The organism is Streptomyces sp. NPDC029122, from assembly GCF_055569445.1.
In genome coordinates this window covers 130,310-148,428 of sequence record NZ_JBVHWK010000017.1, presented here as the reverse complement: position 1 = coordinate 148,428, position 18,119 = coordinate 130,310, and the positions used below count along the sequence as shown (strand labels likewise).

Genomic DNA, 18,119 nt, shown 5'->3' with positions numbered 1-18,119 from the left:
GTGACGACGACGCCCGCCGGATCCGAGCTGGCGAACCGCTCCGGGTGGGCGTCAGCTGTGGTGTGACGTGGGATGAGGCGGGTTCGTTGATCTCCTGGATTCGTTCTCCGGGGGTGTGGCTCTGCGGCGGGTTGTTGCACGACTCGATGCGGGAGTTGCTGATGCGGAGATCAGTGCTGCTTGTCTGCCTGCCCGGAGTCGTGGGCAGCGGTATGCCGGAGGCCGACCCCGGTATAGGGCCGGCCTCCGTTGCTGAGCAAGGGGGTTCAGGCGCCTTCGCCGACGAGTTCTTCGAGGACGTCTTCCATGGTGACGAAGCCGATCACCGCGCCGCTGCTGTCGGTGACGGCGGCGAGGTGGGTGCCCGCGTCGCGCATGGCGTTCATGGTGTCGTCCAGCGGGGTGCCCTGGCCGACCTGCGTGACCGTGTGCAGGACGGAGGGAGGGAACGGGGCGGTGCGATCGGCGACGCCGAGGGCGTCTTTGATGTGGAGGAAGCCCATGGTCTCGCCGCTGGGCCCGGTGACGACCAGACGGGAGAATCCGTGATCGGCGGCGGTGCGCTCCAGTTCGCGGGGGGTGATGCCCAGGGCGACCGTGACGAAGGCGTCGCGGGGGGTCACGATCTCGCCGACGGGCCGCTTGCCAAGTGCGAGCGCGTCACGCAGGCGCTCCCCTCCCTCGGGCGCCAGGAATCCGGCGGCGCTGGAGTCCTTCACCAGCCGGGCGAGTTCGTCGTCGGTGAAGACAGAGCCGACCTCGTCCTTCGGTTCGACCTTCAGGAGCCGCAGCAGGGCGTTGGCGAAGGCGTTGATGCCGAAGACGAACGGCCGCAGTGCCCGAGTGAGGGCGACCAGCGGCGGCGCCAAAAGCAGCGCGGTCGGTGCGGGAGCGGCGAGCGCGATGTTCTTCGGGACCATCTCGCCGATCAGCATGTGCAGGTACGTCGCGGCGGTGAGCGCGATGACGAACGCGATCGGGTGGATCAGGCCCTCGGGTACGCCGATGGTGTGGAAGGGGGGTTCCAGCAGGTGGGCGATGGCGGGCTCGGCGACCGCGCCCAGGGCCAGGGAGGAGACGGTGATGCCGAGCTGGGCGGTGGCCATCATCGCCGAGAGGTGTTCGATGCCCCACAGGGTGGTCTTCGCCCTGAGGTCGCCCTTCTGGGCGGCGGGTTCGATCTGGGAGCGGCGGACGGAGATGAGGGCGAACTCGGCTCCGACGAAGAAGGCGTTGGTGATCAGGGTGAAGGCGCCGATCAGGAGCTGGATCGCGGTCATCGGTCTTCCTCCCCGGAAACGGTCTCTGCGTCGGTGGCGGCGGGTGCGGTGAGGGTGACCCGGTCGGCGCGGTGGTGGTCTATGTCGAGGACGGTGAGGTCCCAGCCGGTGACGGTGGCGGTGTCCCCTTCGACGGGGATGCGTTCCAGGCGGGTGGCGATCAGTCCGGCGAGTGTCTCGTAGGGGCCTTCGGGGACGGTGAAGCCGATCTCGGCCAGTTCGTCCACGCGGATGCTTCCGTCGGCCTCCCACACTTTGCGGCCGTCCTGCTCCGGGGCTGCTATGAGGTCGGGGACCTCGAGGGGGTCGTGTTCGTCGCGGACCTCGCCGACGATGTCCTCGACCGTGACGACGCCGGCGGTGCCGCCGTACTCGTCGATGACCACGGCCATGGTGCGGGCCTTGCGCAGCCGGCCGAGGAGGGTGTCCACCGGCAGGGAGTGCGGCACCAGCAGCGCCGAGGTCATCAGGTCGGCCACCGAGGTCAGGAGCCGCTTGTCCTCGTCCAGGTCCACGATGTCGCGGATGTGGACGGTGCCGACCACCTCGTCGAGGGTGTCGCGGAAGACGGGGAAGCGGGACAGGCCGGTGGCGTGCGTGAGGTTCGCGGCATCGGTGGCGCTGGCGTGCAGCTCCAGGGCCTGGACGTCGATCCGCGGGGTCATCACGTTCTCCGCGGTCAGCTCCGCCAGGTGCAGGGTCCGTACGAACAGCTCCGCCGAGTCCGCCTCGATCACGCCCTCGCGGGCGGAGTGCCGGGCCAGAGCGACCAGTTCCTCCGGTGTACGCGCGGAGGCCAGCTCCTCGGCGGGCTCCAGGCCGAAGCGGCGCACCAGGCGGTTCGCGGTGTTGTTCAGGTGCCGGATCAGCGGTCCGAAGGCGGCGGTGAACGCGCGCTGCGGACCGGCGACGACCTTGGCCACGGCCAGCGGCCGGGAGATCGCCCAGTTCTTCGGCACCAGCTCACCGACCACCATCAGCACGACGGTCGACAGTGCCACGCCCAGGAGGGTCGCGGTGCTCGACGCCGCGCCCGCCGGAAGGCCGACGGCCTGGAGGGGGCCGCGCAGGAGCGCGGAGACGGACGGCTCGGCGAGCATGCCGATCACCAGCGAGGTCACCGTGATGCCGAGCTGGGCACCCGACAGCTGGAAGGTGAGGCGCTTGGCGGCCTTCAGGGCGCCTTCGGCGCCGCGCTCACCGGCAGATGCAGCGCGTTCGAGCTCACTGCGCTCGACGGTAGTGAGGGAGAACTCGGCGGCGACGAACACCGCACACGCCAGGGTCAGCGCCAGAGCGAGAAGCAGCAGCAGGACTTCGGTCACCGTGCCACCCCCACTCCCGGATGATTCTGCGGGCAAGGCGTGGCACGGCCAGTACTGGGAGGTTCACCCATTGCGGGTCTGCTGCTCCTTCTTCGCTCGGTGGATCGGGCGGATCCACAGGGATACGGCGGGGTGGAAGTGTCCCCGACATCATCGTAAAGGGCCAGTAAAGGACCCGCCCCACGCGGGGCGGTCGTGAAGGTCCAGCGAGTCGCGCACAGGCTCACACCCTCACAGCACTGCCGCCTATCTGCGGAAACGGGGTGTGAGGCTACAACCACCCAGTCCTCGGCCGGATCCTGTGGCCATGAAGACACTAAAGGTGTCATGCTGACACCATGAGTGTCACTGAGCGTGTGAAGGATGAGTCCCCGTTGGGGCCTCTCCTCTACGAAGTGATCCGCAGCCTGTGGCCGCTGCACCGCACGGTCGTGCGTGCCGTGGAGCGGGAGCTGATGGCAACGGGGATGACAGCCGGTCAGCATGCGGTGATGGACGGACTGCGCAGGAGCGGCCCGCGAACGGTGCCTCAACTGGCCCGCCTGCTGGGCCTGGACCGGCAGCCGGTCCAGCGTCTGGTGAACGACGCGACAGCCCTGGGGCTGGCTGAGAGCGCCCCGAACCCGGAGCACCGGCGCTCGCGCCTGATCCGGCTCACGCCGAAAGGGGAAGCCACCATCAGGAGCATCCAGGAAGCCGAGGAAGCCGAACTGCGGCGCCGGCTGTCGGATCTGACCGCCGGCGACGTCACGACGGCCCTGCACGTGCTCCGTCGCCTTGGCGAGGAGTTCAAGGATCTCGCACAGGAGACCCCGCCACACCCCACGGATCGAGGAGACGGCCCACGATGACACATGCGCGCACACACGCCGTCACAACCGCCACCGTACCCGTCGAGGCGGGCGAGCTCTTCTACGAGTCGGCCGGCGAAGGACCCCCCGTCGTACTGATGCACGGCGGCATGCTCGACCTGAACATGTGGGACGAGCAGTTCTCGTGGCTCGCGGGCCTTGGGTACCGCGTCATCCGTTATGACGCCCGCGGCCACGGGCGTTCCTCCACCGTCGTTCGGGACTACGCCCACCACGACGATCTACACGCTCTGCTCACCCACCTCGATGTCCCATGCGCCACGCTCGTGGGGCTTTCCCTCGGGGCGCGGACCGCCCTCGATACGGCGATAGCCCATCCGGCGTCCGCGTCGGGACTGGTCCTTGCCTCGCCCGGGGTGAGCGGTCGCCACTTCACCGACCCTCACGTCGCGCACCACACCGCACAGCAGATGGCCGCGGTGGGCGACCCGGACGGCGGCGCGCAGCGGTTCGTGGAGCACTTTCTGCGGATGTGGGTGGACGGGCCGCACCGTGACCCGTCCCAGGTCAGCAGCAAACTGCGCGACCGGATGCGTTCTTCGGCGTCCGCCAATGTCGTGCGGCACGCCCGCGGGCTCGGGGCGGGGATGCCGAGAGAAATCGGTGCCGCGGACCGGCTCGCCTCCATCGGCGTGCCCACCCTGGTTCTCGACGGAGAACTCGACAGCAGTGACATCTCGTCAAACGCCCGGGCCATCGCCCGGACCGTTCCCGGTGCCAGGCGCCAGCGGTTCGCATCGGCAGCCCACATGGTCAACCTCGAGGACACGGAGCTGTTCAACCTCGCGGTCAAATCCTTCCTCGCGTCCACGACCGATCTCTCCTGAGCACGTTCCCCCTGTACCGGAGTGAGCACATCCAGGGGCCCCGCCTGCCAGCGCGAATACGGCATCACCAACTACCCCGGCACCGTGAGCGGACCAAGTCCTTCATGAGGCTTCCACGTGGGCGGAACAGCCTGTGGCCTGTGGTTTAGCCCCGCGACGCGGGCAGGCCGGAGCGAACCTGATCGCCCTGGTCACCGGTGCCTGTCACAACGCGACTGGCTGGCTCCGCCCGGGCCCAGCCCACGCCCGCGCGCTCCCATCTCCGCCAGCAGCACCGGGGTCGGCCAGGGGCGCTATAGCCGTCGGGGTACCGGCCGCAGCCGCCGTAACAAGGTCCGGAGGCGGTGGGCCGATGGACGGGCGCGAGGCGCCGACCGACGTGCTGCGCGGGTTGGTCGTCTCCCGGGTGCGGGGTCACGATGTCGCGTCTTCATATGGTGTAGCGCCAGTTCGTAAGCGTCGCTTAGCCTGCCCCGATGCGTGCCACGGGGGAACAGCAGGAAGTGGGTCGCCGCCAGGTCGTGAAGTGGGTGGCCGGTGGTGCTATCGGCATCGGCCTCGCCAACGCGGCGTGCGACGTCCTCGGAGGTGCACCGAAGGAGGCCAAGCCGCCGGCCCGCAAGCCCCTGTGGACCTTCGCCCTGCTGGACGAGGACGGCGCCAAGGGCGTCAGGCATGTTCCGGTGGTGTACCAGGACGGCGTGATCTACGTCAGGTCGGAAAAGGACGGGCTGTACGCGGTCGACGCGGCCACCGGGCACGAGCGTTGGCGCGCGCCGTTGGCCGGTGCCCGGCTCGGCTCACCGACCGTTGCGTCGGGTGCCGTGTTCGTCGCCACGGACGGCGGCGCCGTGCACGCGCTGCGCACCGCGGACGGTGAGCCGTTGTGGCGCCAGGCCCCCGGGAGCCGCCTGCGTACGCCCAGGGCTGGGGACCTGTGGACCAGCGGCTCCGTCGCCCTGGTCAGTTTCGATCCGTTCACCTATGACGAGGATCCGGACCCGCCGCCCAGTGTCCTGTACGCACTCGACACGAGGACGGGGGACCTGCTGTGGGAGACCGAGGCCTCGCTCCTGGAGGTGCGCGACGGCCTCGCCTACGTCAACCCGCCGGACGGGAGCCTGACCGCGCTCGACCCGCGCACTGGCGCCGTCCGCTGGGTGGCGCCGCTGGAGAAGTCGGGTGGCCGGTGCACCCTGGACGCCTACGCCGCGGGGTTGCTCTTCGGGCGCAGCGGCAACGTCGGCATCGGCTCGAAGCTGGTGGCGTACGACGGGCGCACCGGCGCCGTCCGCTGGACCGCGCCGGCGGTGCACTCCTCGGTGCCGGTGGCGCACGGCGACGCCGTCTACATCAGCGGCCCCGGCCGGAGCAAGGGCGACGAACAGCGGCTCCAGGCCTTCGACGCCGCGTCAGGCAGGCTCCGCTGGACCGCGCCCGCCTTCTCGACCAGGCTCTACGAAAGCCCCGTCATCGCCGCTGACGGGGACTGCGCCTATCTGTGCTGGAGCGAGGCCAGCCTCGACGAGGAGCGCACCACGCTGCGAGCTCATGACGCGGCCACAGGGCGTGAACGCTGGCGAAGTACCCGCCATGTCACCTCCTCTGCGGCGGGCGGGGCCCCCGGGAACCGTCTGTTCGTCTGCTACTTGCACGACTGGTACTGCCATGACACCCGCACCGGCGAGGCCCTGTGGCGGGTGAGTGCGGGTGGGACCATTTCGGGGCCCCCGCCCCTCTCCGTCGACGGGATGCTGTACTTCGCGAACGACGAAGGCGTACACGCGCTGCGCCTATGACACCCCAGCGCCGAAGCTACGCAGCCCGCCCCTGCGATCGGGCCGGTGAGCGCGCGGTGGACGACGCACAGGTGGCCGGTGCGTCCAGGGCTAAGGCGGCAATCCCAAGGAGAAGGAACATCACTGGTCGAGGCCTCGGCGAAGGCCCGCGAGGGGGCCCGCCAGCTGTCGCTGGGCGACGTTGGGCCAATCGCACCCCGGGACCATGCCTCACGGCAGGGCTACGGCAGGGCTACGGCAGGGTCCGTCCGCGGGGAACGCATGCTAGATGCCCGTCGAAGCAGGCGAGGCACATGAGCAGCACAGCCTCACCGGATCCTCCAGACGAGCCCGCGGCAGACATCGCTGGCACCCCCAGCCTGGCCGCCGCGTCCCCCGGCGGACCCCTCCGGAGGTAGCTTTCCGGTTCTCACCGCTGGCAGACCCTCATTGCGGCCGTGATCGCGGCTGCCGACTGCGCCCTGCCCCTCCGCCCCGCGTCGATGCCGATCTCGGTGAAGTGGGCTTCCTGCGGGACTTCGCCGCCCTGCGCACCGTCCTGGAGTCACAGCGCACGTCCACCTGGGCCCGGCTTCTCGGTACCCGCACTCCCGGCGGCCGGCGCCGCCGAAACCGGGTTCCCGGCCGCCGAAACGGGGACGCCGGGAGCGGCTCGTAGTCGGACGGGCCGCCCGGCCCGAACGTGCCGCGCTCCGACATCAGCAGCAACACCTCCTCCAGGAGTGCGCGCCTCTCCTCGTACGGGCGCGTCAGGAGCTCCTGGCCGTCCAGCTGCAACACGTCGAACGCGACGAAGTAGGCCGGCAGACCGACCGCGAGGCCGGCGGCGCCGCGGGTACGGGCGGCGGCCCGGCGCTGCAACGCCTCGAACGACAACCGCCCCGCTTCGGCGTGCCAGACGAGCAGTTCGCCATCGAGGACCAGGCCGTGCGGCAGCTGCTGCTCGGCGGCCGCCACCAGGTCCGACCAACGGTCCTGGACCAGCGACCCGCGGCGGGTCTGCACCAGCACCCGACCGCCCGGCCCGGCCCGGCCACAGTGAAGACGAGCGCCCGGTACCCGTCCAGCTTCTGCTCGTAGGCCACCCCTGCGCGCAGCGCAGCCGGACCCGGCACCGACTCCGCGGCCTGCGCCAGCATCGGCTCCACCGGCGGTCTCAGCACCATCCCCGGAGCCTCCCTCGCAGTCGCCCCCTTCCAGCGTCGACCCGCTCGGCGCGGCACGGTCCGGTGGGGCGGCCGCCGCGTCATCCATCCGAGGGGTGCAGCGGGGCCGTCTGGGCCGCTCTGGGGCCCGTGTGCGGCACGGTTGCGGCATGCGCCGCTGGTCCCTGCCCCTGCTCCTCGCCGCACTGCTCGCGGCCTCCGGATGCGTCACCATCCACCCCGCCCCAGCTCGGCCCCGAAGGCCTCCCCGGCCGCCGCAGCGGCCGACCACAAGAGTCTCGCCCGGCCAGGACAGCGGGCCGCCGAGCCGGCGACCCTGCCCCTCTCTCCCCTGCCCGACGCCCAACCCGCAGCCGAGCCCCGCACCGAGCCTGCCCGGCACACCCCCGCAACCGCCCCGAGCCGCCAGAGCGCAGCCATCCCCCGCCGAGCCCACCACAGGCCCTCCCGGCCGCACCGGGCCACCGCCCCGCACCGATCCGCCCCACCCAAGCGGGCCGCGAAGGCCAGGACCACGGGCACGGCGAAGGCGAAGCCCGCCGCCCGTACGCCCGCACCGCGCCGCCCCGGCCCAGCCCGGCCCCGGTGTACGGGCCGGGGACATGGCCGCCTTGTGCCGCTCCGCGCACGGCGTCACCAGCCCGACCATCACCGCGCTGTGCCACCAGACCTACCGCTGACCTGCGGCGCGCCCCTCGCCGAACAAATCGAACACATGCTTGGATTGAGGGACCCCCGCACCCAGGAGCAGCGCCATGACCTCCCCCGCCCCGCCACCCATCGCCCGACCACAGGTCGCCACCTGGGCTCCCTCACAAACCGGACCCTGTGCCCGATGACCTGTTGACTGCACTAACGGTCCTCCCGCCTCGACACCGTGATTCGGGGTCGGGCGGCATTCAGACCCCGGGAAGCGGATCGGCGCGTCGGAACCCCGAGAAGCGATGGGAGGGGGCGGACTACGCCTGGCTATGGGACAGTTCATGATGCCGTGTCCCTGACTGCTGGGAGAAAGGCAGGATGTGGCTGACGAGTTGGAGAGCGACTGGCTGACGGAGCGCCAGGTGAGCACGTTGTGGCCGGGCGTCGGTGCTCGCTCGGTGTATGTAAATGCGCTGGCCCATGGAGTGCGGGTCCATACGGAGAGCTGGATGACCACTACCGGGTCCGCCGGTAAGTGTTGGTATCACGCCGACGACGTGCGCCGAGTGGCCCCGCAGATAGCAGCCCAGCCACCCCTCAAGGATTCCTCGCTACCGTGCTGCCTACTGCTGATCGTTCTGGCAGCGGGACCAGTCGTCTGGCTGGTGCTGGCCATACGAAGCGGGCAGTAGAGGTCGAGCGCGTAGCTGCGGCTGACCAGCCGCGCGATGGTGCCGTGTCAACCGCAGCATCTCTGGCTCGCCTGGCTCGCCTGGCGGGGCGCCGCCGAGCCGATGCGTCCGCACGTCCGTAGCCGAGCACCCGAGGCGAGGACTTGTCGAAACGTGAAGGTCTTCGGCCAACGCTTCGATGACGGCGCCGATCTCGCTGTCGGTGCAGGGAAGTCATGCTCCGACCTGCCGGTACGGGGTGGGAGCGTCGCCCTTGTGCGCGGCGTGCAAGGAGGCCCGGCGGGCGCAGTACGGGAGCTGAGCCGTGTCCGTCCTTCCGCCCGACCCGCCTCGGCCTGCGCCCCTGCTCCCGACATACTCAGCGGGGCGGTAACCCGTCGGCAGCGGCCTGGATGTCGCGGGTGTCGCACACATCGCAGGCCGTAGCCTGCGGATCCATCGCGAGCATGCGGCGGCAGTCCTCTGTCGTCAGTGCCCCGGCCGGCCCGGTCTCAACGCCGATGACACAGCAGTCAGCCCGGTGCACCACGATCTGACGTGCCACACCCAGCCGCACCGCCGCCGCCACCCACACCGGACCACCGACCCCCGGCCCGGCCGCAGTGGCCACAGCGGCCGGCGTCATGGGGGCCGCGTCCACTGCCGGTACCGCCGGCGCCGGACGGCGCTGCGCGCGCAATACCGGCACGCCCCTCGTAAGACACCCCGGGTACCGGCCGGACGCGGCCGGAGGGGATGTCGATCTCGACCAGGTCCGCCGCCAAATCCTGACCCGTGGACGCGGTACGGCTAGACCAGGCCCGCAACGCCACCCGGTAGACCCACGCCCCCGCGCCCGTCTGCCACGGCGCACCAGCCCCCCGCCGATCTCACCGTCAGGCAGCAGCACACGCACCTGGGGGAGAGTCCCGGCCCCGAGGGGGCGCGGCCATTCCCACCAGCACACCGCTATCCCGGTGGGCCACACAGGAATGGGCAACCCCCTGACAGCCAACCGCCTGCTGCTATGCAGCTCGTGGCAGCAGCTTGGTCACCCCACGGCAGCCAAGATCAGCATCACAACGCAGTGAGAGCAGGGACAACCGCGCGGACCCGGCTGACGCCCAACCAATGCCACGAGCCCGCTCATTCACACGGCGTCCGGGGTCAGTGGGGCGTGCTGAAGGCGCCGGCGCCGGCCGCTGCGGCGGCGACCGCGGCGGCGCGGCGCGGCAGCGTCGGGTCGGGGGATGCTCTGAGCAGCAGTAGCTCGTGGTAGAGCGGGGCGGTCGCGGCGACGAGCAGCGCCCGGCTGTCGGCGGGACCGGGCAGCTCCCCCCGGTCGGCCGCCCGGGTGACGACCACCGCACACCGGGCGTAGCGGTCCTCCCAGAACCGCGACAGCGCCGTTGACGCCTCCGCAGACCGGAACCCGGCTGCGATCAGGGCCGTGGTCAAGTTCGGCCCGCCGCCCGCCAGTGCCTCGAACACCTCCTGGTTGAGGGCGGTCAGGTCGTCCTCCAGCGATCCGGTGTCCGGGGGGCTCCACAGGTCGTCGGATGCGGCGTCGAGTACGTCGGCGAGCAGGCACCCGACGTCGTGCCAGCGCCGGTAGACGGTCGTGCGGTGGACGCCGGCGCGTTCCGCGACCGCGTCGACTGTCAGCCCGTCGTACCCGGCCTCCAGGAGCAGTGCGCCCACCGACTCCAGGACCTGGGTGCGGACGCGGGCGCTCCGGCCGCCCGTCCGGCGCCGCCTCGTGGCCGGTTCGTGTCGGCCGGGATCTTCGCTTGCCTGCGTACGGGAATGCATGCCAGCATCTTAACGCAACATTCGTCGCCTTAGAGGAGAACTCCCGTGGTCATTCACCGCGTCCCCACTCACCCCTCCACCGTCGCGACGACGATCCCCGCCCCCGAACCCCTGGAGCCGCCCTGTGACCGCACAGCTCACCGCGTCTGATCTCACCAAGTCCTATGAAGGCCGCCTGATCCTCGACTCCGTCGACTGCTCCGTCCTCGTCGGCGAACGCCTCGGCATCGTCGGCGAGAACGGCTCCGGCAAGTCCACCCTGCTCCGCCTGCTGGCGGGGGCCGAGCGCCCTGACCGCGGCGAGGTCGTCCTGCGCGCCGAAGGCGGCGTCGGCTACCTCACGCAACAGACCTCGCCCCGAACATGACCGTCCAGCAGGTGGTCGACCGCGCCCTCGCCGAGCTGCGTGCATCGGAACGGCTCCTGCGCCGGCTGGAGGCCCGCATGGCCGGCGGCGACGCCACTGCCGAGACCCTCACCGCGTACGCCGACACCCTCACCGCCTTCGAACTGCGCGGCGGGTACGACGCGGACGCCCGGGTGGAGCGGTCCCTGCACGGCCTCGGTCTGCTGAGCCTGCCCCGCGAGTCCGCCGTCGGCGACTTGTCCGGCGGCGAGGTCGTACGCCTACGCCTTGCCGTACTGCTCGCCGCCACCCCGGAAGTACTGCTCCTCGACGAGCCCACCAACCACCTCGACGGCTCCGCCCTGACCTGGCTGGAGGACCACCTGCGCGCCCGACGCGGCATCACGGTCGTCGTCTCCCACGACCGGGTCTTCCTGGAACGCGTCGCCACCTCCCTCCTCGAGGTCGACGGCGACATGCACCGGACCGTGCGGTACGGCAACGGCTACGCCGGTTACCTCGCGGAGCGCGCCGCCGAGCGGCGGCGCCGCGCCGAGGCCCACGCAGCCTGGCGGGCCGAGGCGGCCCGACTGCGCGAGGCCGCCGCCGTCACCGCCCGACGGGTGGCACCCGGCCGGGCCATGAGAGACGGCAACAAGATGGCGTACGACCGCGCCGCCGGCCGGGTCCAGCAGTCCCTCGCAAGCCGGGTCCGCAACGCCGAAGAGCGGCTCGCCCGGCTGCTGGCCCGGCCAGTGCCCGCGCCCGCGGACCCCCTGCGGTTCACCGCAGTACCGCGCACCGCCATCGCCGGCGCCGCCGAACCTGAGACGCCCGCCGGGCCGGCACGGTCCGGCGACGCGCGACGGATGCTGCTGGCCGCAGCGGGCGTCGCGGTCGAGGGGAGGCTCGCGCCGGTGGACTTGACCGTGCCGACGGGCGGCCGACTGCTGGTCACGGGCCCGAACGGGGCGGGCAAAAGCACCCTGTTGCAGGTTCTGGCCGGCGTCCTGGCCCCCGACTTCGGGCAGGTCGTTCGACGGCACGGCCGGGTCGGCCTGCTGGCCCAGCAGGCCGACGTGAGAGCAGGCCGCGGGACACTGCTCGCGGCCTACGCCGAGGGCCGCGCTGGAACTCCCGAGGAGCACGCCGAACGGCTTCTGTCGCTGGGCCTGTTCGCCCGCGACCGGCTGTCCGCTCCGGTCGGCTCCCTTTCCGTCGGACAGCGGCAGAGGCTGGCCCTGGCCCGCCTGGTCACCGAACCGGCCGACGTCCTGCTGCTGGACGAGCCCACGAATCACCTCTCCCCCGCGCTGGCGGAGGAGCTGGAGGAGGCGCTGGCCCAATTCGCGGGCGCGGTGGTCGTGGTCAGCCACGACCGGCGGCTGTGCGCCCGCTGGTCGGGTGACCGACTCGCGCTGCGCGCCCCGGTGGCCGCCGGGGCCGGCATCTGTCCGTGACGACCGACAGCCGCTCCGCCCCTCCTCCCCTGCCGTCGAAAGGACGCCTCGCTTGACCACCTCCGTAAGCCCGCTCGGCACCCTCGCCCTCCCCACCGCCGGCTCCGGCCCGTACGCGCTGGCCGTCGGGCCGGACGGCCACCTGTGGTGCACTCTCGTCCACTGCGGCCGCATCGCCCGCCTCACCCCGTCGACGGGCCGCGTCGAGGAGTTCGCTCTAGACTCCCCCGACTGCGGCCCCACCCTGATCACCGCCGGACCGGACGGCGCGCTGTGGTTCACCCGGTACCGCGACCACCGGATCGGCCGGATCACGGTGGCCGGCGAAGCCCGCTCGTACGCGCTTCCCGGCGGCGCGGGCGGACCGTACGGGATCGCGGCCGGACCCGACGGGGCCCTGTGGTTCACCCTGACGAACACAGGCCGCGTCGGCCGCATCGGCACGGACGGCGAGGTCCGCGAGTTCCCGCTGCCGTGCGAGGGGGGATTCCCGTCGTTCCTCACGGCGGGACACGACGGAGCCCTGTGGTTCACCCTCAACCAGGCGAACGCAATCGGCCGGATCACCGTCTCCGGCGAGGTCCGGCTCCACCCTTTGCCCACCCCCGGCGTCGCCCCGGTCGGGCTCGCGGCAGGCCCGGACGGGACCCTGTGGTTCGCCGAGATCGGCGCCGGCCGGATCGGGCGGCTCACGACGGGCGAGGCAGGCGTGGAGATCACGGAGTTCCCGCTGCCCGAGTCCGACTGCCGCCCCCACGCCGTCGCGGTCGCCCCAGACGGGACCTGCTGGTTCACCGAGTGGGGCACCGGCCGGATCGGCTCCGTCACTCCGGACGGCAAGATCACCGAGCACCCGCTCGCAGCCCCCGAGCGCGAGCCCCACGGCCTGGTCTTCGGCCCGGACGGCACGCTGTACGTTGCCGAGGAACGCGGCGGCGTCTCACGGTGGGAGGTGCGCCGCACCGGGCGGTGACCCGGCAGCCCTCTGCCCACGGCCCTCCACCGCCCATGCCTCGGCAGGCGTGGCGGCAGGCCGCACAACCGCTGCACCAGCCCGCGCAGCCAAGGAACCGGGGTCGCCCGCGCCGCACCTCCTGTGCGTCGGCGGCCGCTAACCGCGCTAGGCGTGCAGCCCAACCAGGCGCCGTCTCCCGCCCCTGCGGCCAGTCGCGGGCCGAAGGGGCCGAGCAAGACGCAGCAGGCGTTCCAGCGGGGCCTGGCAGCCCTCACCCACTGGCTGGAGCGAGAAGACGCCCGTCGGCCGGTCCCGAGGGCCCACGGGGAGGAGATCGCGGTCGAGGGTGAGGCGGAGCCGGTGATCGTGAAGCTCGGGGTGTGGGTTTCCAACACCAAGAGCCGGCGCGACAAGCTCACCGCCGACCAGCTCGCCGCCCTCGCGAAGCTCGGCGTCGACTGGGCGTAGCTGGCGTGGACCTTTGACCTGCCCGTCGTATCAGTTGAGCTGCTTGTCGACGGCTTCGCGCCAAGCGGCGAATTCGGCCATCCCTCGGTCCGGCAATTGGCCACCGGGGCCGCGACGGGGGCCCCACCCCGACACCACGACAGCGTCCCGCCGGGCGTGCCTGCGCCCGGAGCCCATTCCACTCCCTCGTGCGGATGGAGCTGAGGCCGCCGGCGAACCGCCTTGCCTTCACCGCCGCCGCAGCGGTCATGAAACCGATCGACGAGCAGCACATCGCGGAGCCCGGCCTGGTGGTAATGGACATCACCGGCGGGGACGAGGACACCGTCCGGGCCGTCATAACCACCCTGGAGGAGCGCTGGACGGCCTCGGGCATCGCCCCCGTACGCCGGGATCCCGGCGAGCCCGGTGTCCGGGCCCGGATCCACGCCGACGTCCTGCGCCCGGGACGGGACGGCCCGTAGCCGCCAGTGCCTGGGCAAGCCCTCCTCGTGGTGGGCTTGCCCAGGGTCACCTAAGGCTTGCCCGGCCGCCGGATCCCCCAGGCGGCGGGCACGGCCGGTGTCGTCGCAGTGGAAGCACGGCCCCCTCTCGGTGCCAGGAGAGCTCAGCTGTCCGGGGCTAGTTTCCGGTTGGTGCCGGACCGGCCGATGTCCAGGTCGAGGAGCGCGGACAGGGCTGTGCCGCTGTTCCAGAAGCCGAGCAGGTCGATGTCGACGAGGGCCAGGCCGTGGCGGGCTGCGAAGGCTCGGGCCTGCTTGGTGAACTTGCAGGAGGCGACGAAGAGCGGCACATCTGCTCCGTGTTCGCTGCGGGCGGTGCCGTTGAACTTCTGGAGGTCCGGGCTACCGACGGTGCGGTGTTTCGCGTAGCGCTTGCACTGCACTACGAGCTTCCGGCCGTCCGACAGTCGGCCGATGACGTCGGCGCCCAGGTCGTTTGCTGCACCGACGCGGAGTACTCCGGTGCAGCCGTCCCGGCGGCAGAGTTCGGCGATGTACTCCTCGAACGCCAGAGGGCCCATGGCCCAGATGGATTCCAGCGACCTCTGGGCCTGAACCCGTGCCTGCTCCTCAAGTCGGGCCTTCTCCGCCTCAGCCTCCCGACGTCCGGCCCGCGCCAGAGCCCCGACCACGGCACCCACGCCCAAGACGGCTAACACCACCAGTACCACCATGCCCGTTCCCGTGCCCTCCCCGTCCCCTGATCTGGTTATCCACGCTCTCTACAGCTCCCCAGCCACGCAGGGATCCATCCAGGCGCTGAGGCCGGACTCTCACCGAGTCCGGCCTCTGGGGAAAGGCGCTGCGTGAGGGCAGTCCTTGATCGGTATGCCGATCAGGTAGCGCCCAGGTCGGCGGCCACTGCGGCCAGGAGCATGAGCGGGGCTACATCGGAAGCAACGGGCCAGGGCTGGTGCCCCGGGCCACCCGGAGCGCGTCCACGGCATGGCTGGCCAGCGGCCTGCTCCGCCGTGTCGGCCTGTGGCGTACGCCCGGCATCCCGCTCTCTACGACGTCGTGGGTCAACCCAGCCCGTCCCAGAGAGCAGTGGATCGTCGACCACATCCACGAACCCACACCCTCAACGATGCGCCACGACAGGTTCGTCCGACTGCTGTCCGCCCCCAACTGGAGCATCCCCAATGAGGTGCTGGACTGCTGGTGCCTTCGGCGGCGCCCTCGCCGTCCCAAGGGGAGCAGACGGTGGGGATGACCTGGAGCACGCCGAGGCTCTCGCCGGGACGGGCCCGGCGGACGTGCGCGCCGGCAGTCGTCATCGCGGGCGCCAGCGGCTGGCCGTTCAGGACAAGGTCGCCCATCGCCCTGAACACCCGATCACCGAACCACCGATACCGCAACCGCCTTCCCCCTCAGGGACACCTGCCCCGTGTGCCCGGCACGGGGCCCTGAGCCTGGGTGGGAACCGGCATTGGGGCCCAGGCCGTCGGCTGCCCGCGGCTACGGGAAGGCCGGCGGTCCATGCTGGTTCGGGTTCGCGCGCCGATACGGGCTGGACCCCGCGCAGCTCGAGCCGCCACACCCCCGGGTGACGTGACTCAGCCAGGCGAGTGACAGCGGCGACCGCCGGCTGCTACCGGGCGGACCGGTGTTCCAGGATCGGTGCCGCCGCTGTCTCCGGCGGCTTGTGTGTCGGCCGTGTCAGTGCCGTGCGATCGGTTCGACCACGGCTGTTCGAGGAGTCCCGTCCCATGCGTTCACGAGTCATCGCCCTCATGGCCGCCGCCGTCGCGGCCACTGCGGCTCTCGCGCAGCCCGTCCACGCCGCCCCGCTCATCGACGGGGTCTACCGGTTCGCGGCGCTCACGGACGGCAAGTGCCTGGTCTGGCCCAAGGTGAACGGACCTGTCGGCATGGTGTCACTGGGCGACTGCACGGACAGCACGTACACCTCGGCGAACTGGCAGGTACAGCAACGCCCCAATGGAACGATGGACGTCTCCGTGCCGAACTCGGCCCCGCGCGGCTGCCTGAGGTTGACGGACGACCACAAGGTGGGAATCAGCGACAACTGCGACAGGTACGCCGAGTGGACCGTCTTCTACGGTTCTGCGGGGCCTGGCAGCACGGTGTGGGCCGACATCGAACACACCCCCGGCGACCGGTCCGCCTCGTGGGGGAAGCTCGTCGACGATCCCGGCGTGGTCGGCCGACTCGTGGTGAGGCCGGCCCCCATCGAGCCGCACCACTGGGCCTTGCAGCCGGCCGGCTAAGACCTGCCGGCCTCGCATACAAAGCCGGCGCGGAGGCGATCGAGGCGCCGACCGTTGGCGTCGGCTGCACCATCACCGGTGGCGCCTGGCACTCCTACTACGATGACGTCCTCGTCCAAGGCCCAGCTGGAGTCGACATCGATCACCTGGTCCCGCTCGCCGAAGTCCACGACTCCGGCGGCTACGGCTGGACGACCGAGCGCCGCCGCCGCTACGCCAACGATCTCAACAGCGACAACACCCTCGTCGGAGTCTCCGCCCGCTCTAACCGGCAGAAGAGCGACCAGGACCCGTCTACCTGGATGCCGATGGCAGCGGTGCACTGCCGCTACCTCGGCGAGTGGGTGGCCACCAAACACCGCTGGGGCCTCGCCGTCGACCCCGCCGAGCGCGAGGCACTGCTGCGGTACGCGGCCGACTGCCCCAACGCCAGCGTCGCCTACAACCCCGCCGACTGATCGGCATCCCCCCTTGACCGTGGTGACTGAAGGAAGGACGAACGGATGAAGCGTGCCCGAGCATGGGTGTCTGCGCTGACCGGCACGGTGTTGGCTGCCGGGCTGGGCGTGGCGGTGGCGACGCCAGCGAGCGCTGACCGCTGCCCCTCGGTCCGCGAGCCCCGCATCGACGGCGCCCGGGCGTCTTGGCGGCTCGAGTGCGACCTGGGGGACCTCAAGGTGCACGGCTGGGTCGACGACACCCGCGGTGACTTCAAGTGCGCCGTCGTCCGCATCGACCCCGATGCCGGCCGGACCTACGAGTTCGAAGCGTGTGGCGCCGGTATCCGGAAGACGTTCTCCGTGACCTATGACCACATCAACAGCGCACAGGTCACACTCCGCCTGCGCTGACGCAACGCCGACCCCTTACGTCTGCGCTGCCGCAGCCTGTACCGCTCCACGGAGATGCCGTATGCCGGCAACCGAGAGGTCGGGGGCGCGGCTCGGGCACGGTGGCTGCACGATTCGATGCGAGGGTGGCTGATTCGGGCCTATCCGATGAGGCCGAGCCAGTGGCGGTACCCCGAGGCGAAGGGTTCGACGCCATCACTGTCACCTTCACGACGGACCCTCTCCATCAACCACTCGCAGGTCTGCCGGGCCGTGTCGACGACACTGTCGGGATAGCCGTAGCGCATCCGGCGTTCGGCGAACTGGTCCTCGTCCTCGATGTGCCCCTCGCCGCCCCGGGGCCGCACGACATCGAGATCGAGGTCCACCATGCGCAGGACGGTCCCGTCCGCGTTCCACTCGGGAACCGTGCACACGTCGCAGTACACCTCGGGACCCGGGTCCGCACAGAAGGTGGCCGTCCACCACTCACCGCGCGGGACCAACATCACGTACGCGAACCGGCTTGGCTCCTCGCCCGTGGACGAACTGACGGGGACACCCTGCGCCGTGCCCAACCACACGCCGTGCTCGTCCTCACCCAGCCGGACAGCAGTCCACCGTGCGCTCAGGCTGCCGTCGTACTTCCGGATGTCGACCAGTACGGAAGTGCTCTCTTCGCTCATGCCAAGACGCTAACCCGACGGCGCCAGCCAAGCCGCCCGCGCCCCGCCACCGGTTCACGGGACAGCAGGCGGCCCCGGCGACTGGATGCTCGGCGAGTACGAGAGGCCCCTGACCCGAACCGGCTCGACGTCCGCAGGCAGAGCGTCGCGTGCTTCCCCGCCCTCCGGGCCTCCGGACGGGGCCGACCGGCCCGTCGGTCACGTGCGCCGGGGGAACCGTCCGGCCTGCGCAATCGTCGGTTACTG

At 71.3% G+C, this 18,119-nt stretch carries 15 protein-coding genes and 1 pseudogene; 10 read left to right on the top strand and 6 right to left on the bottom strand.

From position 1 onward, the window contains the following. Window positions 1–266: 266 nt before the first annotated feature. Both ACZ4WZ_RS20940 and ACZ4WZ_RS20935 read right to left on the bottom strand, forming a co-directional pair. Window positions 267–1,280 carry a hemolysin family protein gene (locus ACZ4WZ_RS20940; RefSeq protein WP_467892401.1) on the bottom strand — a complete coding sequence of 338 codons (1,014 nt, stop codon included), beginning with the start codon at window positions 1,278–1,280 and terminating at the stop codon, window positions 267–269. After that, window positions 1,277–2,605, bottom strand: a complete 1,329-nt coding sequence (locus ACZ4WZ_RS20935; RefSeq protein ID WP_467892399.1) for a hemolysin family protein — start codon at window positions 2,603–2,605, stop codon at window positions 1,277–1,279. Before ACZ4WZ_RS20935 ends, ACZ4WZ_RS20940 begins: the two co-directional genes overlap by 4 nt. A 338-nt stretch (window positions 2,606–2,943) precedes the next feature. Here ACZ4WZ_RS20935 and ACZ4WZ_RS20930 point away from each other — a divergent pair, with 338 nt between their 5' ends. The 3 genes from ACZ4WZ_RS20930 to ACZ4WZ_RS20920 all read left to right on the top strand — a co-directional run bounded on the left by ACZ4WZ_RS20930 (window position 2,944) and on the right by ACZ4WZ_RS20920 (window position 6,103). After that, window positions 2,944–3,456 carry a MarR family winged helix-turn-helix transcriptional regulator gene (locus tag ACZ4WZ_RS20930; RefSeq protein ID WP_467892398.1) on the top strand — a complete coding sequence of 171 codons (513 nt, stop codon included), beginning with the start codon at window positions 2,944–2,946 and terminating at the stop codon, window positions 3,454–3,456. Continuing rightward, a complete protein-coding gene (locus ACZ4WZ_RS20925; protein WP_467892396.1) occupies window positions 3,453–4,304 on the top strand; it encodes an alpha/beta fold hydrolase in 852 nt (283 codons plus the stop codon). Before ACZ4WZ_RS20930 ends, ACZ4WZ_RS20925 begins: the two co-directional genes overlap by 4 nt. A gap of 476 nt (window positions 4,305–4,780) precedes the next feature. Continuing rightward, window positions 4,781–6,103, top strand: coding sequence for an outer membrane protein assembly factor BamB family protein (locus tag ACZ4WZ_RS20920; protein ID WP_467892394.1), 1,323 nt, complete (start codon window positions 4,781–4,783; stop codon window positions 6,101–6,103). 426 nt (window positions 6,104–6,529) lie between these two features. Here ACZ4WZ_RS20920 and ACZ4WZ_RS20915 read toward each other — a convergent pair whose 3' ends face one another. Continuing rightward, window positions 6,530–7,114: an ATP-dependent DNA ligase gene (locus ACZ4WZ_RS20915; protein WP_467892393.1), complete on the bottom strand. Its 585-nt coding sequence runs from the start codon at window positions 7,112–7,114 to the stop codon at window positions 6,530–6,532. Between the two features lie 2,635 nt (window positions 7,115–9,749). After that, window positions 9,750–10,394: a TetR/AcrR family transcriptional regulator gene (locus ACZ4WZ_RS20910; protein ID WP_467892391.1), complete on the bottom strand. Its 645-nt coding sequence runs from the start codon at window positions 10,392–10,394 to the stop codon at window positions 9,750–9,752. 124 nt (window positions 10,395–10,518) lie between these two features. Here ACZ4WZ_RS20910 and ACZ4WZ_RS20905 point away from each other — a divergent pair. The 4 genes and pseudogenes from ACZ4WZ_RS20905 to ACZ4WZ_RS20890 all read left to right on the top strand — a co-directional run bounded on the left by ACZ4WZ_RS20905 (window position 10,519) and on the right by ACZ4WZ_RS20890 (window position 14,087). Continuing rightward, window positions 10,519–12,200, top strand: a pseudogene (locus ACZ4WZ_RS20905) (ABC-F family ATP-binding cassette domain-containing protein). Between the two features lie 52 nt (window positions 12,201–12,252). After that, window positions 12,253–13,173: a Vgb family protein gene (locus tag ACZ4WZ_RS20900; protein ID WP_467892389.1), complete on the top strand. Its 921-nt coding sequence runs from the start codon at window positions 12,253–12,255 to the stop codon at window positions 13,171–13,173. Between the two features lie 153 nt (window positions 13,174–13,326). Next, the gene (locus tag ACZ4WZ_RS20895; RefSeq protein WP_467892388.1) at window positions 13,327–13,623 is read left to right on the top strand and encodes a helicase associated domain-containing protein; all 297 of its coding nucleotides are present in this window, start codon (window positions 13,327–13,329) and stop codon (window positions 13,621–13,623) included. A gap of 194 nt (window positions 13,624–13,817) precedes the next feature. Continuing rightward, entirely contained in the window at window positions 13,818–14,087 is a 270-nt protein-coding gene (locus tag ACZ4WZ_RS20890) for a DUF6207 family protein (protein WP_467892386.1), read from the top strand. 143 nt (window positions 14,088–14,230) lie between these two features. Here ACZ4WZ_RS20890 and ACZ4WZ_RS20885 read toward each other — a convergent pair whose 3' ends face one another. After that, window positions 14,231–14,647 (bottom strand): restriction endonuclease, encoded by a 417-nt coding sequence (locus ACZ4WZ_RS20885; protein ID WP_467892384.1) that lies wholly within the window; start codon window positions 14,645–14,647, stop codon window positions 14,231–14,233. Between the two features lie 1,188 nt (window positions 14,648–15,835). Here ACZ4WZ_RS20885 and ACZ4WZ_RS20880 point away from each other — a divergent pair. Genes ACZ4WZ_RS20880 through ACZ4WZ_RS20870 form a run of 3 tightly spaced genes read left to right on the top strand, consistent with a single transcriptional unit; the run spans window position 15,836 to window position 17,208 of the window. After that, complete coding sequence (locus ACZ4WZ_RS20880; RefSeq protein WP_467892382.1) at window positions 15,836–16,357, top strand: hypothetical protein; 522 nt, start codon at window positions 15,836–15,838, stop codon at window positions 16,355–16,357. After that, the gene (locus ACZ4WZ_RS20875; RefSeq protein ID WP_467892380.1) at window positions 16,258–16,815 is read left to right on the top strand and encodes a GmrSD restriction endonuclease domain-containing protein; all 558 of its coding nucleotides are present in this window, start codon (window positions 16,258–16,260) and stop codon (window positions 16,813–16,815) included. Before ACZ4WZ_RS20880 ends, ACZ4WZ_RS20875 begins: the two co-directional genes overlap by 100 nt. A gap of 45 nt (window positions 16,816–16,860) precedes the next feature. Beyond that, window positions 16,861–17,208, top strand: a complete 348-nt coding sequence (locus tag ACZ4WZ_RS20870; protein ID WP_467892378.1) for a hypothetical protein — start codon at window positions 16,861–16,863, stop codon at window positions 17,206–17,208. 140 nt (window positions 17,209–17,348) lie between these two features. Here ACZ4WZ_RS20870 and ACZ4WZ_RS20865 read toward each other — a convergent pair whose 3' ends face one another. Continuing rightward, the gene (locus tag ACZ4WZ_RS20865; RefSeq protein WP_467892376.1) at window positions 17,349–17,873 is read right to left on the bottom strand and encodes a DUF402 domain-containing protein; all 525 of its coding nucleotides are present in this window, start codon (window positions 17,871–17,873) and stop codon (window positions 17,349–17,351) included. Window positions 17,874–18,119 lie beyond the last annotated feature (246 nt).